Source organism: Thalassotalea sp. Y01, from assembly GCF_012932945.1.
Classification (GTDB): domain Bacteria; phylum Pseudomonadota; class Gammaproteobacteria; order Enterobacterales; family Alteromonadaceae; genus Thalassotalea_A.
Genome location: NZ_JABBXG010000003.1, coordinates 173,653 through 186,840, shown reverse-complemented (window position 1 = coordinate 186,840; position 13,188 = coordinate 173,653). Strand labels below are relative to the sequence as shown.

The 13,188-nt window shown below is 43.2% G+C and carries 13 protein-coding genes and 1 pseudogene; 8 read left to right on the top strand and 6 right to left on the bottom strand.

Annotated elements, in window-relative coordinates:
• Nucleotides 1–3: 3 nt before the first annotated feature.
• The 3 genes from djlA to HII16_RS05705 are packed head-to-tail and all read right to left on the bottom strand — an operon-like array spanning nt 4 to nt 2,497.
• Complete coding sequence (gene djlA / locus HII16_RS05715; RefSeq protein WP_169128274.1) at nt 4–798, bottom strand: co-chaperone DjlA; 795 nt, start codon at nt 796–798, stop codon at nt 4–6.
• Between the two features lie 23 nt (nt 799–821).
• The gene (murU, locus tag HII16_RS05710; protein WP_169128263.1) at nt 822–1,487 is read right to left on the bottom strand and encodes an N-acetylmuramate alpha-1-phosphate uridylyltransferase MurU; all 666 of its coding nucleotides are present in this window, start codon (nt 1,485–1,487) and stop codon (nt 822–824) included.
• A complete protein-coding gene (locus HII16_RS05705; RefSeq protein ID WP_211183413.1) occupies nt 1,484–2,497 on the bottom strand; it encodes a phosphotransferase in 1,014 nt (337 codons plus the stop codon). The genes murU and HII16_RS05705 overlap by 4 nt, the downstream gene beginning before the upstream one ends.
• Before the next feature lie 178 nt (nt 2,498–2,675).
• Here HII16_RS05705 and lptD point away from each other — a divergent pair, with 178 nt between their 5' ends.
• The 7 genes and pseudogenes from lptD (at nt 2,676) to HII16_RS05670 (ending at nt 10,301) form a co-directional block, all read left to right on the top strand.
• On the top strand, nt 2,676–4,958 hold the full coding sequence (lptD, locus tag HII16_RS05700; RefSeq protein ID WP_169128261.1) for an LPS assembly protein LptD: 2,283 nt from the start codon (nt 2,676–2,678) through the stop codon (nt 4,956–4,958).
• Nucleotides 4,959–4,998: 40 nt separating this feature from the next.
• A pseudogene (surA, locus tag HII16_RS05695) lies at nt 4,999–6,306 on the top strand (peptidylprolyl isomerase SurA); the annotation flags it as partial.
• Entirely contained in the window at nt 6,306–7,289 is a 984-nt protein-coding gene (gene pdxA, locus HII16_RS05690; RefSeq protein WP_169128248.1) for a 4-hydroxythreonine-4-phosphate dehydrogenase PdxA, read from the top strand. The pseudogene surA and the gene pdxA, both read left to right, overlap by 1 nt.
• Nucleotides 7,286–8,092 (top strand): 16S rRNA (adenine(1518)-N(6)/adenine(1519)-N(6))-dimethyltransferase RsmA, encoded by an 807-nt coding sequence (rsmA, locus tag HII16_RS05685; protein WP_169128246.1) that lies wholly within the window; start codon nt 7,286–7,288, stop codon nt 8,090–8,092. The genes pdxA and rsmA overlap by 4 nt, the downstream gene beginning before the upstream one ends.
• 13 nt (nt 8,093–8,105) lie before the next feature.
• On the top strand, nt 8,106–8,492 hold the full coding sequence (gene apaG, locus HII16_RS05680; RefSeq protein ID WP_135439129.1) for a Co2+/Mg2+ efflux protein ApaG: 387 nt from the start codon (nt 8,106–8,108) through the stop codon (nt 8,490–8,492).
• A gap of 2 nt (nt 8,493–8,494) precedes the next feature.
• A complete protein-coding gene (locus HII16_RS05675; RefSeq protein WP_169128243.1) occupies nt 8,495–9,307 on the top strand; it encodes a symmetrical bis(5'-nucleosyl)-tetraphosphatase in 813 nt (270 codons plus the stop codon).
• Nucleotides 9,308–9,377: 70 nt separating this feature from the next.
• A complete protein-coding gene (locus HII16_RS05670) occupies nt 9,378–10,301 on the top strand; it encodes a Dyp-type peroxidase (RefSeq protein WP_169128552.1) in 924 nt (307 codons plus the stop codon).
• 58 nt (nt 10,302–10,359) lie between these two features.
• On the opposite strand, the gene argR is transcribed toward HII16_RS05670, so the two are convergent.
• Complete coding sequence (argR, locus tag HII16_RS05665; protein WP_169128241.1) at nt 10,360–10,830, bottom strand: transcriptional regulator ArgR; 471 nt, start codon at nt 10,828–10,830, stop codon at nt 10,360–10,362.
• A 351-nt stretch (nt 10,831–11,181) separates the two neighbouring features.
• Here argR and mdh point away from each other — a divergent pair, with 351 nt between their 5' ends.
• On the top strand, nt 11,182–12,120 hold the full coding sequence (gene mdh, locus HII16_RS05660) for a malate dehydrogenase (RefSeq protein ID WP_169128239.1): 939 nt from the start codon (nt 11,182–11,184) through the stop codon (nt 12,118–12,120).
• A gap of 128 nt (nt 12,121–12,248) precedes the next feature.
• Here the strand turns inward: mdh and HII16_RS05655 are convergent, their stop codons facing one another.
• Together HII16_RS05655 and HII16_RS05650 are read right to left on the bottom strand one after the other, a co-directional pair.
• Nucleotides 12,249–12,722: a TlpA disulfide reductase family protein gene (locus tag HII16_RS05655; protein WP_169128237.1), complete on the bottom strand. Its 474-nt coding sequence runs from the start codon at nt 12,720–12,722 to the stop codon at nt 12,249–12,251.
• A complete protein-coding gene (locus HII16_RS05650) occupies nt 12,722–13,051 on the bottom strand; it encodes a hypothetical protein (RefSeq protein WP_169128235.1) in 330 nt (109 codons plus the stop codon). The genes HII16_RS05655 and HII16_RS05650 overlap by 1 nt, the downstream gene beginning before the upstream one ends.
• Nucleotides 13,052–13,188: the final 137 nt, after the last annotated feature.

Here is a 13,188-nt window from a genome sequence, read left to right as displayed (position 1 = left end):
TGGCTATTTATTTTGCTCGCTGACTAACTCATACGCGGCCTGAATATCTTGTGCCTTTTGTTTGGCATCGTCCATTAATTCCGGTGGTAAGCCTTTGGCGACTAACTTGTCCGGGTGATGTTGAGCCATCAATTTGCGGTAGGATTTTTTCACCTCTTTAAAGTCAGTATTGGCATCGACGCCAAGCACTCGATAAGCATTTGCGAGTTGCTGCTTTGCTTGAGCTGGTGATACATGGCCACCTTGCTGATGAAACTGCTCACCGGCAACAATTCGATCTAACAAGGCATCTAACTCACGGCTAGAGATACCTAAGCCTTTCGCTAATTTATGTAATATACGGCGTTCTTCTGGGTGCAAGTCACCATCAGCGAAGGCTGCTTGAATTTGGATTTCAATGAACATTTGCAGCAAGTCGTGGCGGCCAAAGCAGGCAACGCGCAGTTGCCTGATTTTCTTTTGCAACTGAAAATCAGCCTGCTTGCCATCACCAAACGCTTTTTGCGCAAGTTTGGTGGTCTCAGCATCCAGTCCCCAACGTTTCATTGACGCACTTGCAAAGGCGATTTCTTCTTCACTGACTCGACCACTGGCTTTGGCGATATGACCCATGATCGAATACGTGGCATCAAAGAAGATGCGCTGTCGATCGGTCTCGCTTTGTTTTCCTAAGGTGCTAAAGTCGAAATTTAGCCCTTTATCGACTTTATGACCTAGCCACAACCCCAATAAAGCACCAATAAGCCGCCCAGCCATAAAACCGAGTAGAAAACCAATGACTTTGCCCCAAATACGCATAATTTTGTGCCTGTAATAACTCTTTATTGCCTTAAAAGGCTATCAATATGTTGTAATCGTTCGATGGTGCCAACATCACTCCACAGCCCCTGATGGCATTGACCACCAATACGATTTTCTGCCATAGCTTTCCTTAAAATGGGTGCCAATGGCTGTTTTTCAATAGCTAGCCCTGCAAATAGCTGTGGCTGATAAATACCAATGCCGGCATAGGTGAGTTTTGCTTGCTCGCCGTCAACCGATAACCGTTGTTGTTGTAAGCAAAAATCCCCCTGTGGGTTATGCTCTGGATTTTCAACCATTAACAACTGCGCCAAATCACCATCTTGATACTTTAAGTCAGCATAGTTAACGTCACAATAGACATCACCATTAACCAGTAAGAAGGGCTGTTCACCAAGTAACGGTAAGGCTTTGACGATTCCGCCAGCGGTTTCTAAGGCGCCGTCGCGCTCCCAAGAATATTGAATATCGATACCCCATTGGCTGCCATCAGAAAAATATTGCTCTATTTGCTCACCAAGCCAGGCCAAGTTAATGACAAATTCAATATAGCCGGCTTTTTTCAGTGCCAAAATATGATGTTCAATCAACGGAATACCAGCGACTTTTAATAACGGCTTCGGGGTATTGTCGGTTAAAGGCCGCATACGCTCACCACGACCGGCTGCTAAGATCATAACCTTCATTGTTGTTCCTGCTTATCTGCAACTAATGGCAATACTTGTTGCGCCACCAGTTCACTTAAAAACTGTAACTCTGGGTATTTTGCCGCGATATCGACCACATAGGACAGCGTCAAAGGGATATCGTTCAAATAACCAGGCTTATTGTCTCGCAAATATAAACGCGCAAATATGCCGCTGGCTTTTACATGGCGTTGCAGGCCCATTAAATCAAACCAGCGCTGAAAATGTTGATAGCTGACCGCATCCGGCACAGGTTGTGCCCACTGTTGATAATATTCACAAACCAAAGGGGCGATTTGCTGCTGTGGCCAGCGTACATAACAATCGCGTAATAAGGATACAAGGTCATAGGTAACAGGCCCTATCACAGCATCTTGAAAATCTATCACAGCTAACGGCTCATCCGCGCCGGTTAACATCAAATTTCGGCTGTGAAAATCGCGGTGCACAACGGTTTGAGGTTGTTCTAAGGCGCTATCAATTAGCACTTGAAAACACTGCTGTAATTGCTGCTGTTGCAGCTCAGTTAAACTTATATCTAAATAATGCGTCACTAACCATTCACTAAAGATATCCATTTCCATTTGCAAAAATGGACCGTCATAGACAGGTAACTGCCAGTCTTTTATATCTTGTAACGATTGGATCTTGGCAAGCTCAGTAAGCGCTAGGCGATAATAATCAGGCATGGTATGTGGCGTTAGTTTGTCAGACAACAAGGTTTCGCCAAGATCTTCAAGGCAGAAAAAACCCAACGACTGATGATAATGATAAATAGCCGGTACGTGTATGTGCTTAGCTTTCATCGCCGTTGCAATCGCAAAGAACGCTTCGTTGTTGCATTTATCCGGTGGTGAGTCGACGGCAATATAGCGCTTACCTTGGATTTCAAAGCGAAAATAACGGCGAAAACCAGCATCGCCAGTAAGTGCTTGTAGTTGAATTGATGAAGATGAAAATTGTTCAGTTAACCAGCGTGTTAGCGCTTCGATACGACTTTGTGCAGACAATATAAGATCCCGGGAATTATTTGTTTAATCATGGACAAAAAATTGCCAAGCTATGTTAAACTATAAAGCAAGAATAAGATTAAAGATACCAGATACTTATTTGCGGTAACAAGTATTGGTAGTAGGCTTTTCAATAAAAATCAGACAAGCCTTTATTAGCATTTTGAACGGACAGTGAATGCAACACTACACGAAACTAATATTAATAGCGTGTGCCGCTGGCCCGGCTATAGTTGACGCACAAGAGCAAGAGCCAAAAAGTTCTACTCGATGCCAGATTATCCCGCCAGAGCCGATTGCCCTTGTTAACGACATCGACCGCACTAATGAGTTAATCATTATTGAGTCGAAGAAATCCGTCGTTGAGAAAAATAAAAAGACCACGTTAAGTGGTGGTGTCGTGTTGTCTAATGGTGGCAATAAAATTGCTGCTGATGAAGTCACTATCGACAAAGAAGGTGGCCAAATCACCACCAAGGGGCAGACAAAATTCCAAAATGATAGCGTCACCGTTGATGCCGATAGTTTATCTGCCAGCAGTACCGACAACACCGCCGAGCTCACCAATACCAGTTATCGCCTAAATAACAGCCCAGGTCGCGGCAGTGCGAAAACCTTGGGCTTAAATGAAGATGGCGTGGTGCTAGAAGACTCGACCTTTACCACTTGTACTGAAGAAGTACCTGATTGGCAATTAAGTGCCAGTGAAATTCGACTATCAAACGATGATAACGAAGGTGAGGCTTGGAATTCGGTATTTCGTATCAAAGACGTACCGGTGTTTTACTTACCTTATTTCAACTTTCCGCTAACCGACGATCGCAAGACCGGTTTGCTGTATCCACAAATAGGTTCGTCAGGCAGCAGTGGTTTTGAATATGGTCAGCCATTTTATTGGAACATCGCGCCAAACATGGACGCGACGATCACCCCTTATTACATGTCAAAGCGCGGTACGCAGCTAAATAGTGAGTTCCGTTATTTATTTTCCGGTCAATTTGGTCAATTAAACCTCGAATATCTTGATGAAGATGATGAGTTAATCAATAACGACGACGCGCGTTACTTGCATCGCTATCAACACTTTGGCACGTTCGCTGAAAATTATCGTGTACATATTGATTACAGCGATATTAGCGATGATAACTACTTAGTAGATATTGGCAGTTCACACTTTAGTAAGTCTGACGCCTATCTATGGCGTATTGGTGAGTTGTCGTATTTCAGTGATTTTTGGCATACCACGGTCAAGCTACAAGATTTTGAAGTACTCGGTGACAACAACGAAAGCTATCAAACCTTGCCGCAATTGGAAGGTGAGTTATATCTACCTGTCGGGTTGTCTCACGCCACTTTTAATATGTACGGCGAATATACTCGATTTGATATCTCAGAACCGAATTTACCTACCGCGGATCGTTTTCACTTAGAAGCTGGCTTTACCTTGCCAATTTCAACGCCAGGCTGGTTCTTTGACACCGACATGCGGGTAATGCATACCTATTATCAACAGGATAATATCGATTTTATTTCTCAAACCAGTGGCATTGAACTGGATGATGAAGTTAATCGAACATTACCTAAAGTGCGCTTGCATGGTGGGTTAAACTTTGATCGCGATACCTCGTTTCTGTTTGCTGACAAGATGCAAACATTTGAGCCGCAAATTCAGTACCTGTATATTCCACAAGATGACCAAAGCAATATCTTTATTTATGATACCTCGCCATTGCAAGATGACTTTGATGGCCTGTTTCGCGACCGCCGTTTTAGTGGTTTAGATCGCATCGCTGAAGCGAATCAAGTATCAATCGGTGCAACGACGCGTATTTTAAATGCCGATAATACGGAACTTTTCCACCTAAGCTTAGGTCGTATTTTTTATCTCAATGATAGTAACATCACGTTTGATGAAGAAGGTGAACGTGTTGATGAGTCGTCGCTTGCCGGTGACTTGTTTATTCAGTTAGCTCGACGCTGGCAGTTACAAACGGAAATTCAATACAACACCGACAATTCGACCACAGATAAAAGTCAGGTGAGCTTGGATTATCGTCATAACGAACGTAACCTGTTTCAAATCAGTCACCGGTATATTCGTAATTTCTCTGGTGAAACGATTGAGCAAGTAAGGGCATTAACCAGTTTTCCTTTAAATCAAGACTGGACATTTGTCGGTCATGTGACTCAAGATTTGGTTGGCAGGCGCTCTTTAGAGAGTTACGCTGGCTTCCAATATGAGAGCTGTTGTTGGGCTGTACGATTTGCTTATCATCGTGATATTAATACAAACCTTGACGATGAAGACTTTAATGATCAAAATCGCGATGAATTCGATAGTGGTTTTATGATACAGTTCGTACTCAAAGGTCTTGGCGGCAAACAACAACCGTTGCCGATCGACGATATGCTTGAAACAGGTATCTTCGGCTACAAGCGCCCCTATTTTTTAAATAATTGATTTGGCGAGTGATCTCGCCCAATAAAATAAACTAAGATGTAAAATGAAAACGATTACTAAGACGGCTATAGCATTATCAGGCCTCATCCTGTCCCTTGTTACCAGTTTCAATACTTTTGCCAAGCCTCAAGAACTAGACCGCGTAGTTGCTATTGTCAACTCGGGTGTGGTACTTGAGTCTGACATCGAAGACTTGGTTAACAGCGTAAAGCAACAAGCAAAGGCTGAAAACCAAAGCCTACCTTCAGACAAAGCACTGCGTACTCAAGCGATGGAAAAGCTGATTAATGACAGCTTATTATTGCAAATGGGTGAGCGTATGGGTGTGCAAATCAGCGATGCGCAACTGGATCAAACGTTGGCCAGCCTTGCCCAAGAACGCAACATGACGGTAGAACAGTTTCGTCAAAAGCTGGTAGATGCCGGTGCTAACTTCGAGCGTTACCGTGAAGGTATTCGAACCGAAATGATCGTTAATGAAGTTCGTCGAGGTAGTGTGCGTCGTCGCGTTAACATAACGCCACAGGAAGTTGATAACTTAGTTGAGTTGATGAAAGAGCAAACCAACGCTAATGTTGAATACCGCCTTGGTCACATCTTGATTGCTTTCCCAGATGAGCCGACTCAAGCCGACCTTGAAGATGCTAAACAACGTGCCGACAAGGTTATTGATCTGTTAAATACTGGCGCTGACTTCAAAAAGATTGCGATTGCTTCATCAAGTGCACCTACCGCTCTTCAAGGTGGTGATTTAGGCTGGCGCGGTATTAACGAACTACCAACCTTATTTGCCGACTTAGTTGATGGTAAGCCAGAAGGTGAAGTTTATGGTCCGATTCGTACCGGTCTTGGTTTTAACATCATCAAAGTCATGGAAATCCGTGGTAAAGAAAAAGTTGAAGTAACTGAGTCACGTTCTCGTCATATCTTAATCAAGCCATCTATCATCTTGTCTGAACAAAAAGCGGAAAACATGCTGCAAGATATGCTAGATCAAATTGAAAAAGGCGAAGCCGATTTTGATACCCTAGCCAGAGAGCATTCAGAAGGCCCTACCTCTTCGCGTGGTGGTGACTTAGGTTGGGCAGACCCTGACTCTTACGATCCTGCCTTCGCGCAAGTCATCAAAGCGTTGGACGTTGAAGAGTATTCTAAACCGTTTCGCTCTTCATTCGGTTGGCACATCGTGCAATTAACCGACCGTCGTACCCTTGATGCAACGGAACAAAATACTGAAAACCGTGCTTATCAGTTGATATTCAATCGTAAATTTGGTGCAGAAGCACTGCGCTGGATGAAAGAAACCCGTGACGGCGCTTACATTGAAGTCATGGATGATGACGAGTAATGATTAACAAAATCGCGATTACTCCGGGCGAACCCGCTGGTGTTGGCCCGGATATTCTTATTGCACTGGTACAACAACAATGGCCAGCGCAATTGGTTGCTGTAGCGGATCCACAATTATTGACGCAGCGCGCCGAACTACTCGGCCTACCGCTAACGATAAGTGAATACGATTCAACAGCGGCGCCGAAAGAACACCTACCTGGTCATATCGATGTTATCACGGTACCACTCAATGATACCTGTGTGGCGGGTGAGTTGAACCCGAACAATGGTGCTTACGTGGTCGAAACTTTACGTATCGCCAGTGAACGCAATATGTCAGGGGAGTTCAAAGCGGTGTGTACCGGCCCGGTGCACAAAGGCTTAATCAATAAAGCTGGTATTCCTTTTTCAGGACACACCGAGTTTTTTGCCCAGCAAGCAAACTGTAATGACGTGGTTATGATGCTCGCAACAGAAGGTTTGCGTGTCTCGTTGATGACGACCCATATTCCTTTAGCTTACGTATCAAAAGCCATTACCTACGACAGAGTTTTAAAGATTACTCGTATTCTCAATCAAGACTTGAAAGAAAAGTTTGGCATCAAAGAGCCAAAAATTTACGTCTGTGGTTTAAACCCACATGCCGGTGAAGATGGTCATTTAGGTAAAGAAGAGATCACCACGATAACCCCTGCCCTTAATGCCTTGCGCAATGAAGGTATGAAGCTATTTGGTCCATTACCTGCAGACACCATTTTTCAAGATAAATATCTACGTGATGCCGATGCTGTTTTGGCTATGTATCACGATCAAGGCTTACCAGTGCTAAAATATAAAGGGTTTGGCGATTCAGTAAACATTACCCTTGGTTTACCATTTATCCGTACTTCGGTAGATCACGGCACAGCTATTGAACTTGCAGGAACCACAAAAGCCGATGTCGGCAGCTTTAAAGCCGCATTATCCCATGCGATTGAACTAGTAGATAATCAGCAATGAGTAAGTCACACTTAGGCCATCAGGCCAAAAAACGTTTCGGTCAAAACTTTCTCCACGATGACGCCGTAATCAGTCGCATTGTTGATGCTATTGATCCCGGTGAAAATGAAAACCTAATTGAAATTGGTCCAGGCTTAGGCGCATTAACCGAACCGGTTATAGAACGTGCCGGTGATATCAGCGTGGTTGAACTTGACCGCGACTTAGCGCATCGATTACGCCATCACCCATTTATCGCCAAGCATTTGACCATCTATGAAACCGATGCGTTAAAATTTGATTTTTCGACCCTTGCTAATGACAAACCACTGCGTGTATTTGGTAACTTACCTTACAATATTTCCACGCCATTGATTTTTCACTTGCTAAGTTTTGGTGACAAAATCAAAGATATGCACTTTATGCTGCAAAAAGAAGTGGTCAATCGTATGGCTGCAAGTCCTGACAGCAAAGCCTATGGACGTTTGTCTATTATGTGTCAGTATTACTGTAAAGTAATGCCTGTCATGGAAATTGGCCCAGAAGCGTTTCAGCCGCCTCCGAAGGTCGATAGTGCTATTGTCCGTCTGGTTCCGCGTGAACAAATAGAGCACCCTGCCCACGATATTAAGTGGTTAAATAGGGTTTGTACCGAGGCTTTTAATCAGCGTCGTAAAACCATTCGTAACAGCCTGAAAAAGCTACTCAGCGCTGAGCAATTAGAGCAATTAGGTATCTCGCCATCACTACGTCCTGAAAATATCAGCTTGCAGGAATACGTAAAAGTTGCTAATTATTTAGCAGAGAACCCGCCAAAAAAATAATAGTAGGGCAAAGATGAGCAGTAATGATCCAGGACAACTTGTCAAAGTCACAACCTCAGTAGATTTTATCGAGGAACAATCGGACAGTTACCAGAATCGCTTTGTATTCAGCTATACAATTACGATAGAGAATAATAGCGACAAGACTCTACAGCTTATTTCCCGCAGCTGGTTAATAACCGACGCCAATGGCCACAAAGTCACTGTTGAAGGCGATGGCGTCGTCGGCCAACAACCTATCTTAAACAGCGGTCAGCGTTACCGTTATTCAAGTGGTTCAATTATTAAGACCCCTATTGGTGCTATGGAGGGGTTTTACACCATGCGTGACCTCGACAAGAACCAATATCGCGTCGACATCCCAGTCTTCGGTCTCGCCGTTCCTAATATGTTGAACTAGTTATGGCGATATACCTGATAGGAGATATTCAGGGTTGCCATACAGAACTTCTGCAACTCGTAGACAAGATTAATTTTAATGCCAAAAAAGACCAGCTTTGGTTTTGCGGCGATCTTGTTGCCCGAGGACCAGACTCGTTAGCGACATTACGTTATATAAAAGGCTTAGGAAAAGCGGCGAAAACGGTATTAGGCAATCATGATTTGCATTTAATTGCCACTTACCATGGTATTGGCCGCGTCAATAAAAAAGACAAGCTTGAAGAGCTACTCAACGCCAAAGACTGTGCAGAGCTGATGGATTGGCTGCTGCAACAACCTCTCGTATTGCAACTTCCAGATGCCGATGCCTACTTAAGTCACGCCGGTTTACCACCGGAATGGACCCCGAAAAAAGCCTTAAAAATGTCGGCCTTTGTACAGAAAAAACTGCAAAGTAAGAAGCGTAAAAAGTGGCTACGGGATATGTATGGCGATTTCCCGAATAAATGGCAGCACGCCCATTCCGATATCGAAAAGTTTCGCTTCACAGTTAATGCCATGACTCGTATGCGCTTTTGTTATCAAGATGGTGGCCTAGAACTAAACTGTAAAGGTTCACCACAAACCAATCAAAACAAGCACTTACAGCCTTGGTATGAAGTGCAACAGAATTTAGCCAACGTTGATTGGATATTTGGTCATTGGGCGGCTCTTGAAGGCAATACCATAGCGAAAAATATCCATGCCATCGACACCGGTTGCGTATGGGGAGGAACACTCACCGCCCTACGTTGGCCCGATAAGAAACTTTTTCAGGTAAATGCTGCCAAATAATGCCCGTCTCGCTTTCTTAATTGTTCATTAATTCATATACTTAATTAAAAATATTAGCGAGTTAATAATGATGGCTATTGAGCAATTTGGCGTTTGTGCGGAACCGAATCTGCACAGTTACTACCTGATGTTTAACGTAACAGATAATAAAGATGCGTTTATTCGCAAGATTTTGGCAAAGCTTCCCGCCATGTTCGACGAATATGCTCACAATTTCTCCGAAGCTAACCTAAATACTGTTATCGCCATTGGTGCTAATTATTGGGATCGTTATTATCCTACTGCTCGCCCTAGCCAACTTAAAGCCTTTGAGCACATTCAAGTTGATAATCGCGTTGCACCGGCGACAAACTATGATCTGTACCTGCAAATTCGCAGTGACCGCGCCGATGTTAACCATGTTGTATCGACCAAAGTATGCGAAATGTTAGGCGATGCCGTAGAGTTAGTTGAACAAGTTAAAGGCTTTCGATATCTCGACGGTCGCGACTTAACCGGTTTTGTTGACGGTACCGAAAACCCCAAAGGATTACACAAACGCGAGGTTGCTCTTTTGGACGACAGCTGTGGTGACTTTAGCAAAGGCAGTTATCTGCATATCCAACGTTTTCGCCATAACTTTAAAGCATGGGAAGGCTTAGAAACAAAACAACAAGAAGATATTATTGGCCGTACCAAGGTTGATGATATTGAATACGCCTCAGAAGATAAAGCGCCAACGGCACACGTTAAACGTACCAATCTAAAAGATGCTGATGGCAATAGTATGGAAATACTCAGACAAAGCATGCCGTATGGTCATATGAAGAATCAAGGCCTGTTCTTCGTGTCATTTTGTTACACCCCAGTCAACTTTGAAGAGCAGTTAAAGAGCATGTATGCCGGTGATGAGCACGGCAACTACGATCACATCTTAAAATATACTCAAGCCGAAACAGGTGCATCTTTCTTTGTGCCGTCGATGGATTTATTAGAACAAGCCGCGGAACTTTAACTCATTAGAAAAAACAAAGGGCGCTTAAAGCGCCCTTTGTCATCGATTCTTGAATTGCCTAATTCATTTTCTGAAATAGCATAAACAATTTTTCTTTAATTGACTGTATATCATTAACCGAGGTTGGTGAGATAAAGATGGTATCATCGCCTGCAATGGTACCTAAAACGCCGTCGGCTTTGCCTAGTGAGTCCAGTAAACGAGCAATTAATTGTGCCGCGCCCGGACTGGTACGAACGATTAACATAACTTCATTAGACTCGATATCTAGCACTAATTGTTTGAGCGGACTTTTTGCCGTCGGCACACCAAGTTCAGCAGGTAAACAATAGACCATTTCCTGTCGGGCATTGCGGGTTCTGACCGCGCCAAACTTGCTTAACATACGTGAAACTTTTGACTGACTGACGTTATCAAAACCTTGCGCTTTAAGGGCTTCAACGATATCGCCCTGTGAACCAAACTGCTCTTGTTTTAGCAGATCTTTAAACGCATTGATTAAAGCTTCCTGTTTTTGCTGTGTGCTCATAAATTATTCTTTTGACCGTATTTTCGGTGTTTACTGGTGACAGTAATCACGTTAAAACAATTCCCCAATACCTAATGGTTAACGCTCATTTCGACTGAGTCTATTTGACCAAAGGTGTCCCAATTCTTGTCGTTTCTTATTGTAATGTTCAGTTTATATTACAAATATCGAGATTCTGAACTAAAGTATCATATCACCATAGCCCTATTGTTGACAAAAGTGTTTGTATTTTTAGTCTCAATTTTGTATCTTTTGTGCACTAAAAAATTAAAGTAATTACTCAATCTGGAATTATCGTCTAGATTGGCTGTTAAGTGATTACTAACACTCACATCATTTTGGAGAAATTCAATGAAAGTTGCCGTTCTTGGTGCAGCCGGTGGTATCGGTCAAGCCTTATCACTATTACTTAAAACTCAATTACCAGCAGGTTCAGAGTTATCTTTGTATGACGTAGCCCCAGTTGTTCCAGGTGTTGCCGTTGACTTATCTCACATACCTACTGATGTAACAGTTAAAGGTTACGGCGCTGATGATTTAGCGACTGCCCTATCAGGTTGTGACATTGTAATTATTCCAGCAGGTATGCCACGTAAGCCAGGTATGGACCGTGCTGACCTATTTGCTGTCAATGCTGGCATCATTAAGACACTTGCTGAAGGCATCGTTGCTAACTGTCCAAAAGCGCTTGTTGGTGTTATTACCAACCCAGTAAACGGCACTGTGCCAATTGTTGCTGAAGTTTTCAAAAAAGCAGGTACTTACGAAGCGAACCGCGTATTTGGTGTAACAACTCTTGATGTTATCCGTAGCGAAACCTTCATCGCTAAGCTAAAAGGCAAGTCGACTTCAGAGGTTAAAGTACCAGTAATCGGTGGTCACTCAGGTACAACTATTCTTCCTCTACTTTCACAAGTTGAAGGTGTTGAGTTTACTCAAGAAGAAATCGACGCACTAACACCACGCATCCAAAATGCTGGTACCGAAGTTGTTAACGCAAAAGCTGGTGGCGGTTCTGCAACACTTTCTATGGGTGCTGCAGCAGCTCGTTTTTGTTTATCACTGGTACGTGGTCTACAAGGTGAAGAAGGCGTTGTTGACTACGCATATGTTCAAGGTAACACTGGTGATGCTGAATACTTCGCACAACCAGTTGTACTTGGCAAGAACGGTGTAGAAGAGTACTTACCATACGGTGAGCTTAGCGCTTATGAGCAAAAAGCAAAAGACGACATGCTAGCGACTCTAAACAAAGATATCCAAGAAGGTGTTGATTTCATCAACGCGTAATCACTTGGTTGCTACGCAATAAAAAACGGTCGCAATAGCGACCGTTTTTATTTTCAAGGGGTCAGATGACTTGATTCAATTCAAGTCATCTGACCCCTTGAAAAATGATGAGTTTAACTGCTGGTCATTTACTGTTGTAATAGCTCGACCAATTCAGCTTCATATTGTGCCTGTTTGTTAACAAAAAAGCCGGTATGAGCTTGGACTATTTTGCCACTGCGATCATAAATGAAACTGCTTGGCATGCCTTTTAATTCAAACTTTTTTGCCAATCGGCCATCGGGATCGTAGATCACCGAAAAGTTTGCAGGGTGTTCGGCAATAAAGGCTTCCGCCATGGCCTGTTTCACATCAACGTTAACCGAAATTACCGTTAATCCTTGCTGCTGATATTTGTTCTGCATTTCATTCATCCAAGGAAAGGACTTTTTACAAGGAATACACCAAGAGGCCCAAAAATCGAGATAAATAACCTTACCTTTATTTTCCGCGACCATGGTTTTCAGTTCACTGATACTATCGACAACCGTTTCAGCCTGTAATGATTTGCTCGCGAATAGCAAAGGCGAAATCATTACTAACACCGCAAGCATGTTACGCATTAATCGCTAGCTCCAGTTGCGGTTTCTACGTCTTCTGGGCGACCTTCGCGTAGGATGCTATCGACCGAGGTTTGGTTATTACATCGCTCATCGGTTTTATCATCACGATAGTAACGGATATTAACGCAATCTTGCTCATAGCGACGCTCGAGTTCAGTGCGTTTAATGGGATTATTTTTTGCGTTTACGATTTGCCTTTGAAGTTGTGCACATTGTTCGCGTTGCTCCGAGGTAAAGACGATATCTTCACATGGATCTTCACTGATAAAAGCACATCCGGCTTGGCTAAGCATTAGGGTGGAAAGAAGCGATATAGTTATTGTTTTCATAAGTACTACCTGATAATGCTGTATTAGTTATTTGTAACATAGCACCTGATTTGACAATCGGCAATGTGATCAGTCGACAAAGCGAAAAAACAACGAATTTGTGTTTGAGTGGTGTTTAGTAATTCAACAAAACAATC

Coding starts and splice junctions, on each gene's coding strand:
- djlA (WP_169128274.1), bottom strand. CDS start 798: ATGCGTATTTGGGGCAAAGTCATTGGTTTTCTACTCGGTTTTATGGCT.
- rsmA (WP_169128246.1), top strand. CDS start 7,286: ATGAGTAAGTCACACTTAGGCCATCAGGCCAAAAAACGTTTCGGTCAA.
- murU (WP_169128263.1), bottom strand. CDS start 1,487: ATGAAGGTTATGATCTTAGCAGCCGGTCGTGGTGAGCGTATGCGGCCT.
- argR (WP_169128241.1), bottom strand. CDS start 10,830: ATGAGCACACAGCAAAAACAGGAAGCTTTAATCAATGCGTTTAAAGAT.
- pdxA (WP_169128248.1), top strand. CDS start 6,306: ATGATTAACAAAATCGCGATTACTCCGGGCGAACCCGCTGGTGTTGGC.
- HII16_RS05670 (WP_169128552.1), top strand. CDS start 9,378: ATGGCTATTGAGCAATTTGGCGTTTGTGCGGAACCGAATCTGCACAGT.
- mdh (WP_169128239.1), top strand. CDS start 11,182: ATGAAAGTTGCCGTTCTTGGTGCAGCCGGTGGTATCGGTCAAGCCTTA.
- lptD (WP_169128261.1), top strand. CDS start 2,676: ATGCAACACTACACGAAACTAATATTAATAGCGTGTGCCGCTGGCCCG.
- HII16_RS05675 (WP_169128243.1), top strand. CDS start 8,495: ATGGCGATATACCTGATAGGAGATATTCAGGGTTGCCATACAGAACTT.
- HII16_RS05650 (WP_169128235.1), bottom strand. CDS start 13,051: ATGAAAACAATAACTATATCGCTTCTTTCCACCCTAATGCTTAGCCAA.
- apaG (WP_135439129.1), top strand. CDS start 8,106: ATGAGCAGTAATGATCCAGGACAACTTGTCAAAGTCACAACCTCAGTA.
- HII16_RS05655 (WP_169128237.1), bottom strand. CDS start 12,722: ATGCGTAACATGCTTGCGGTGTTAGTAATGATTTCGCCTTTGCTATTC.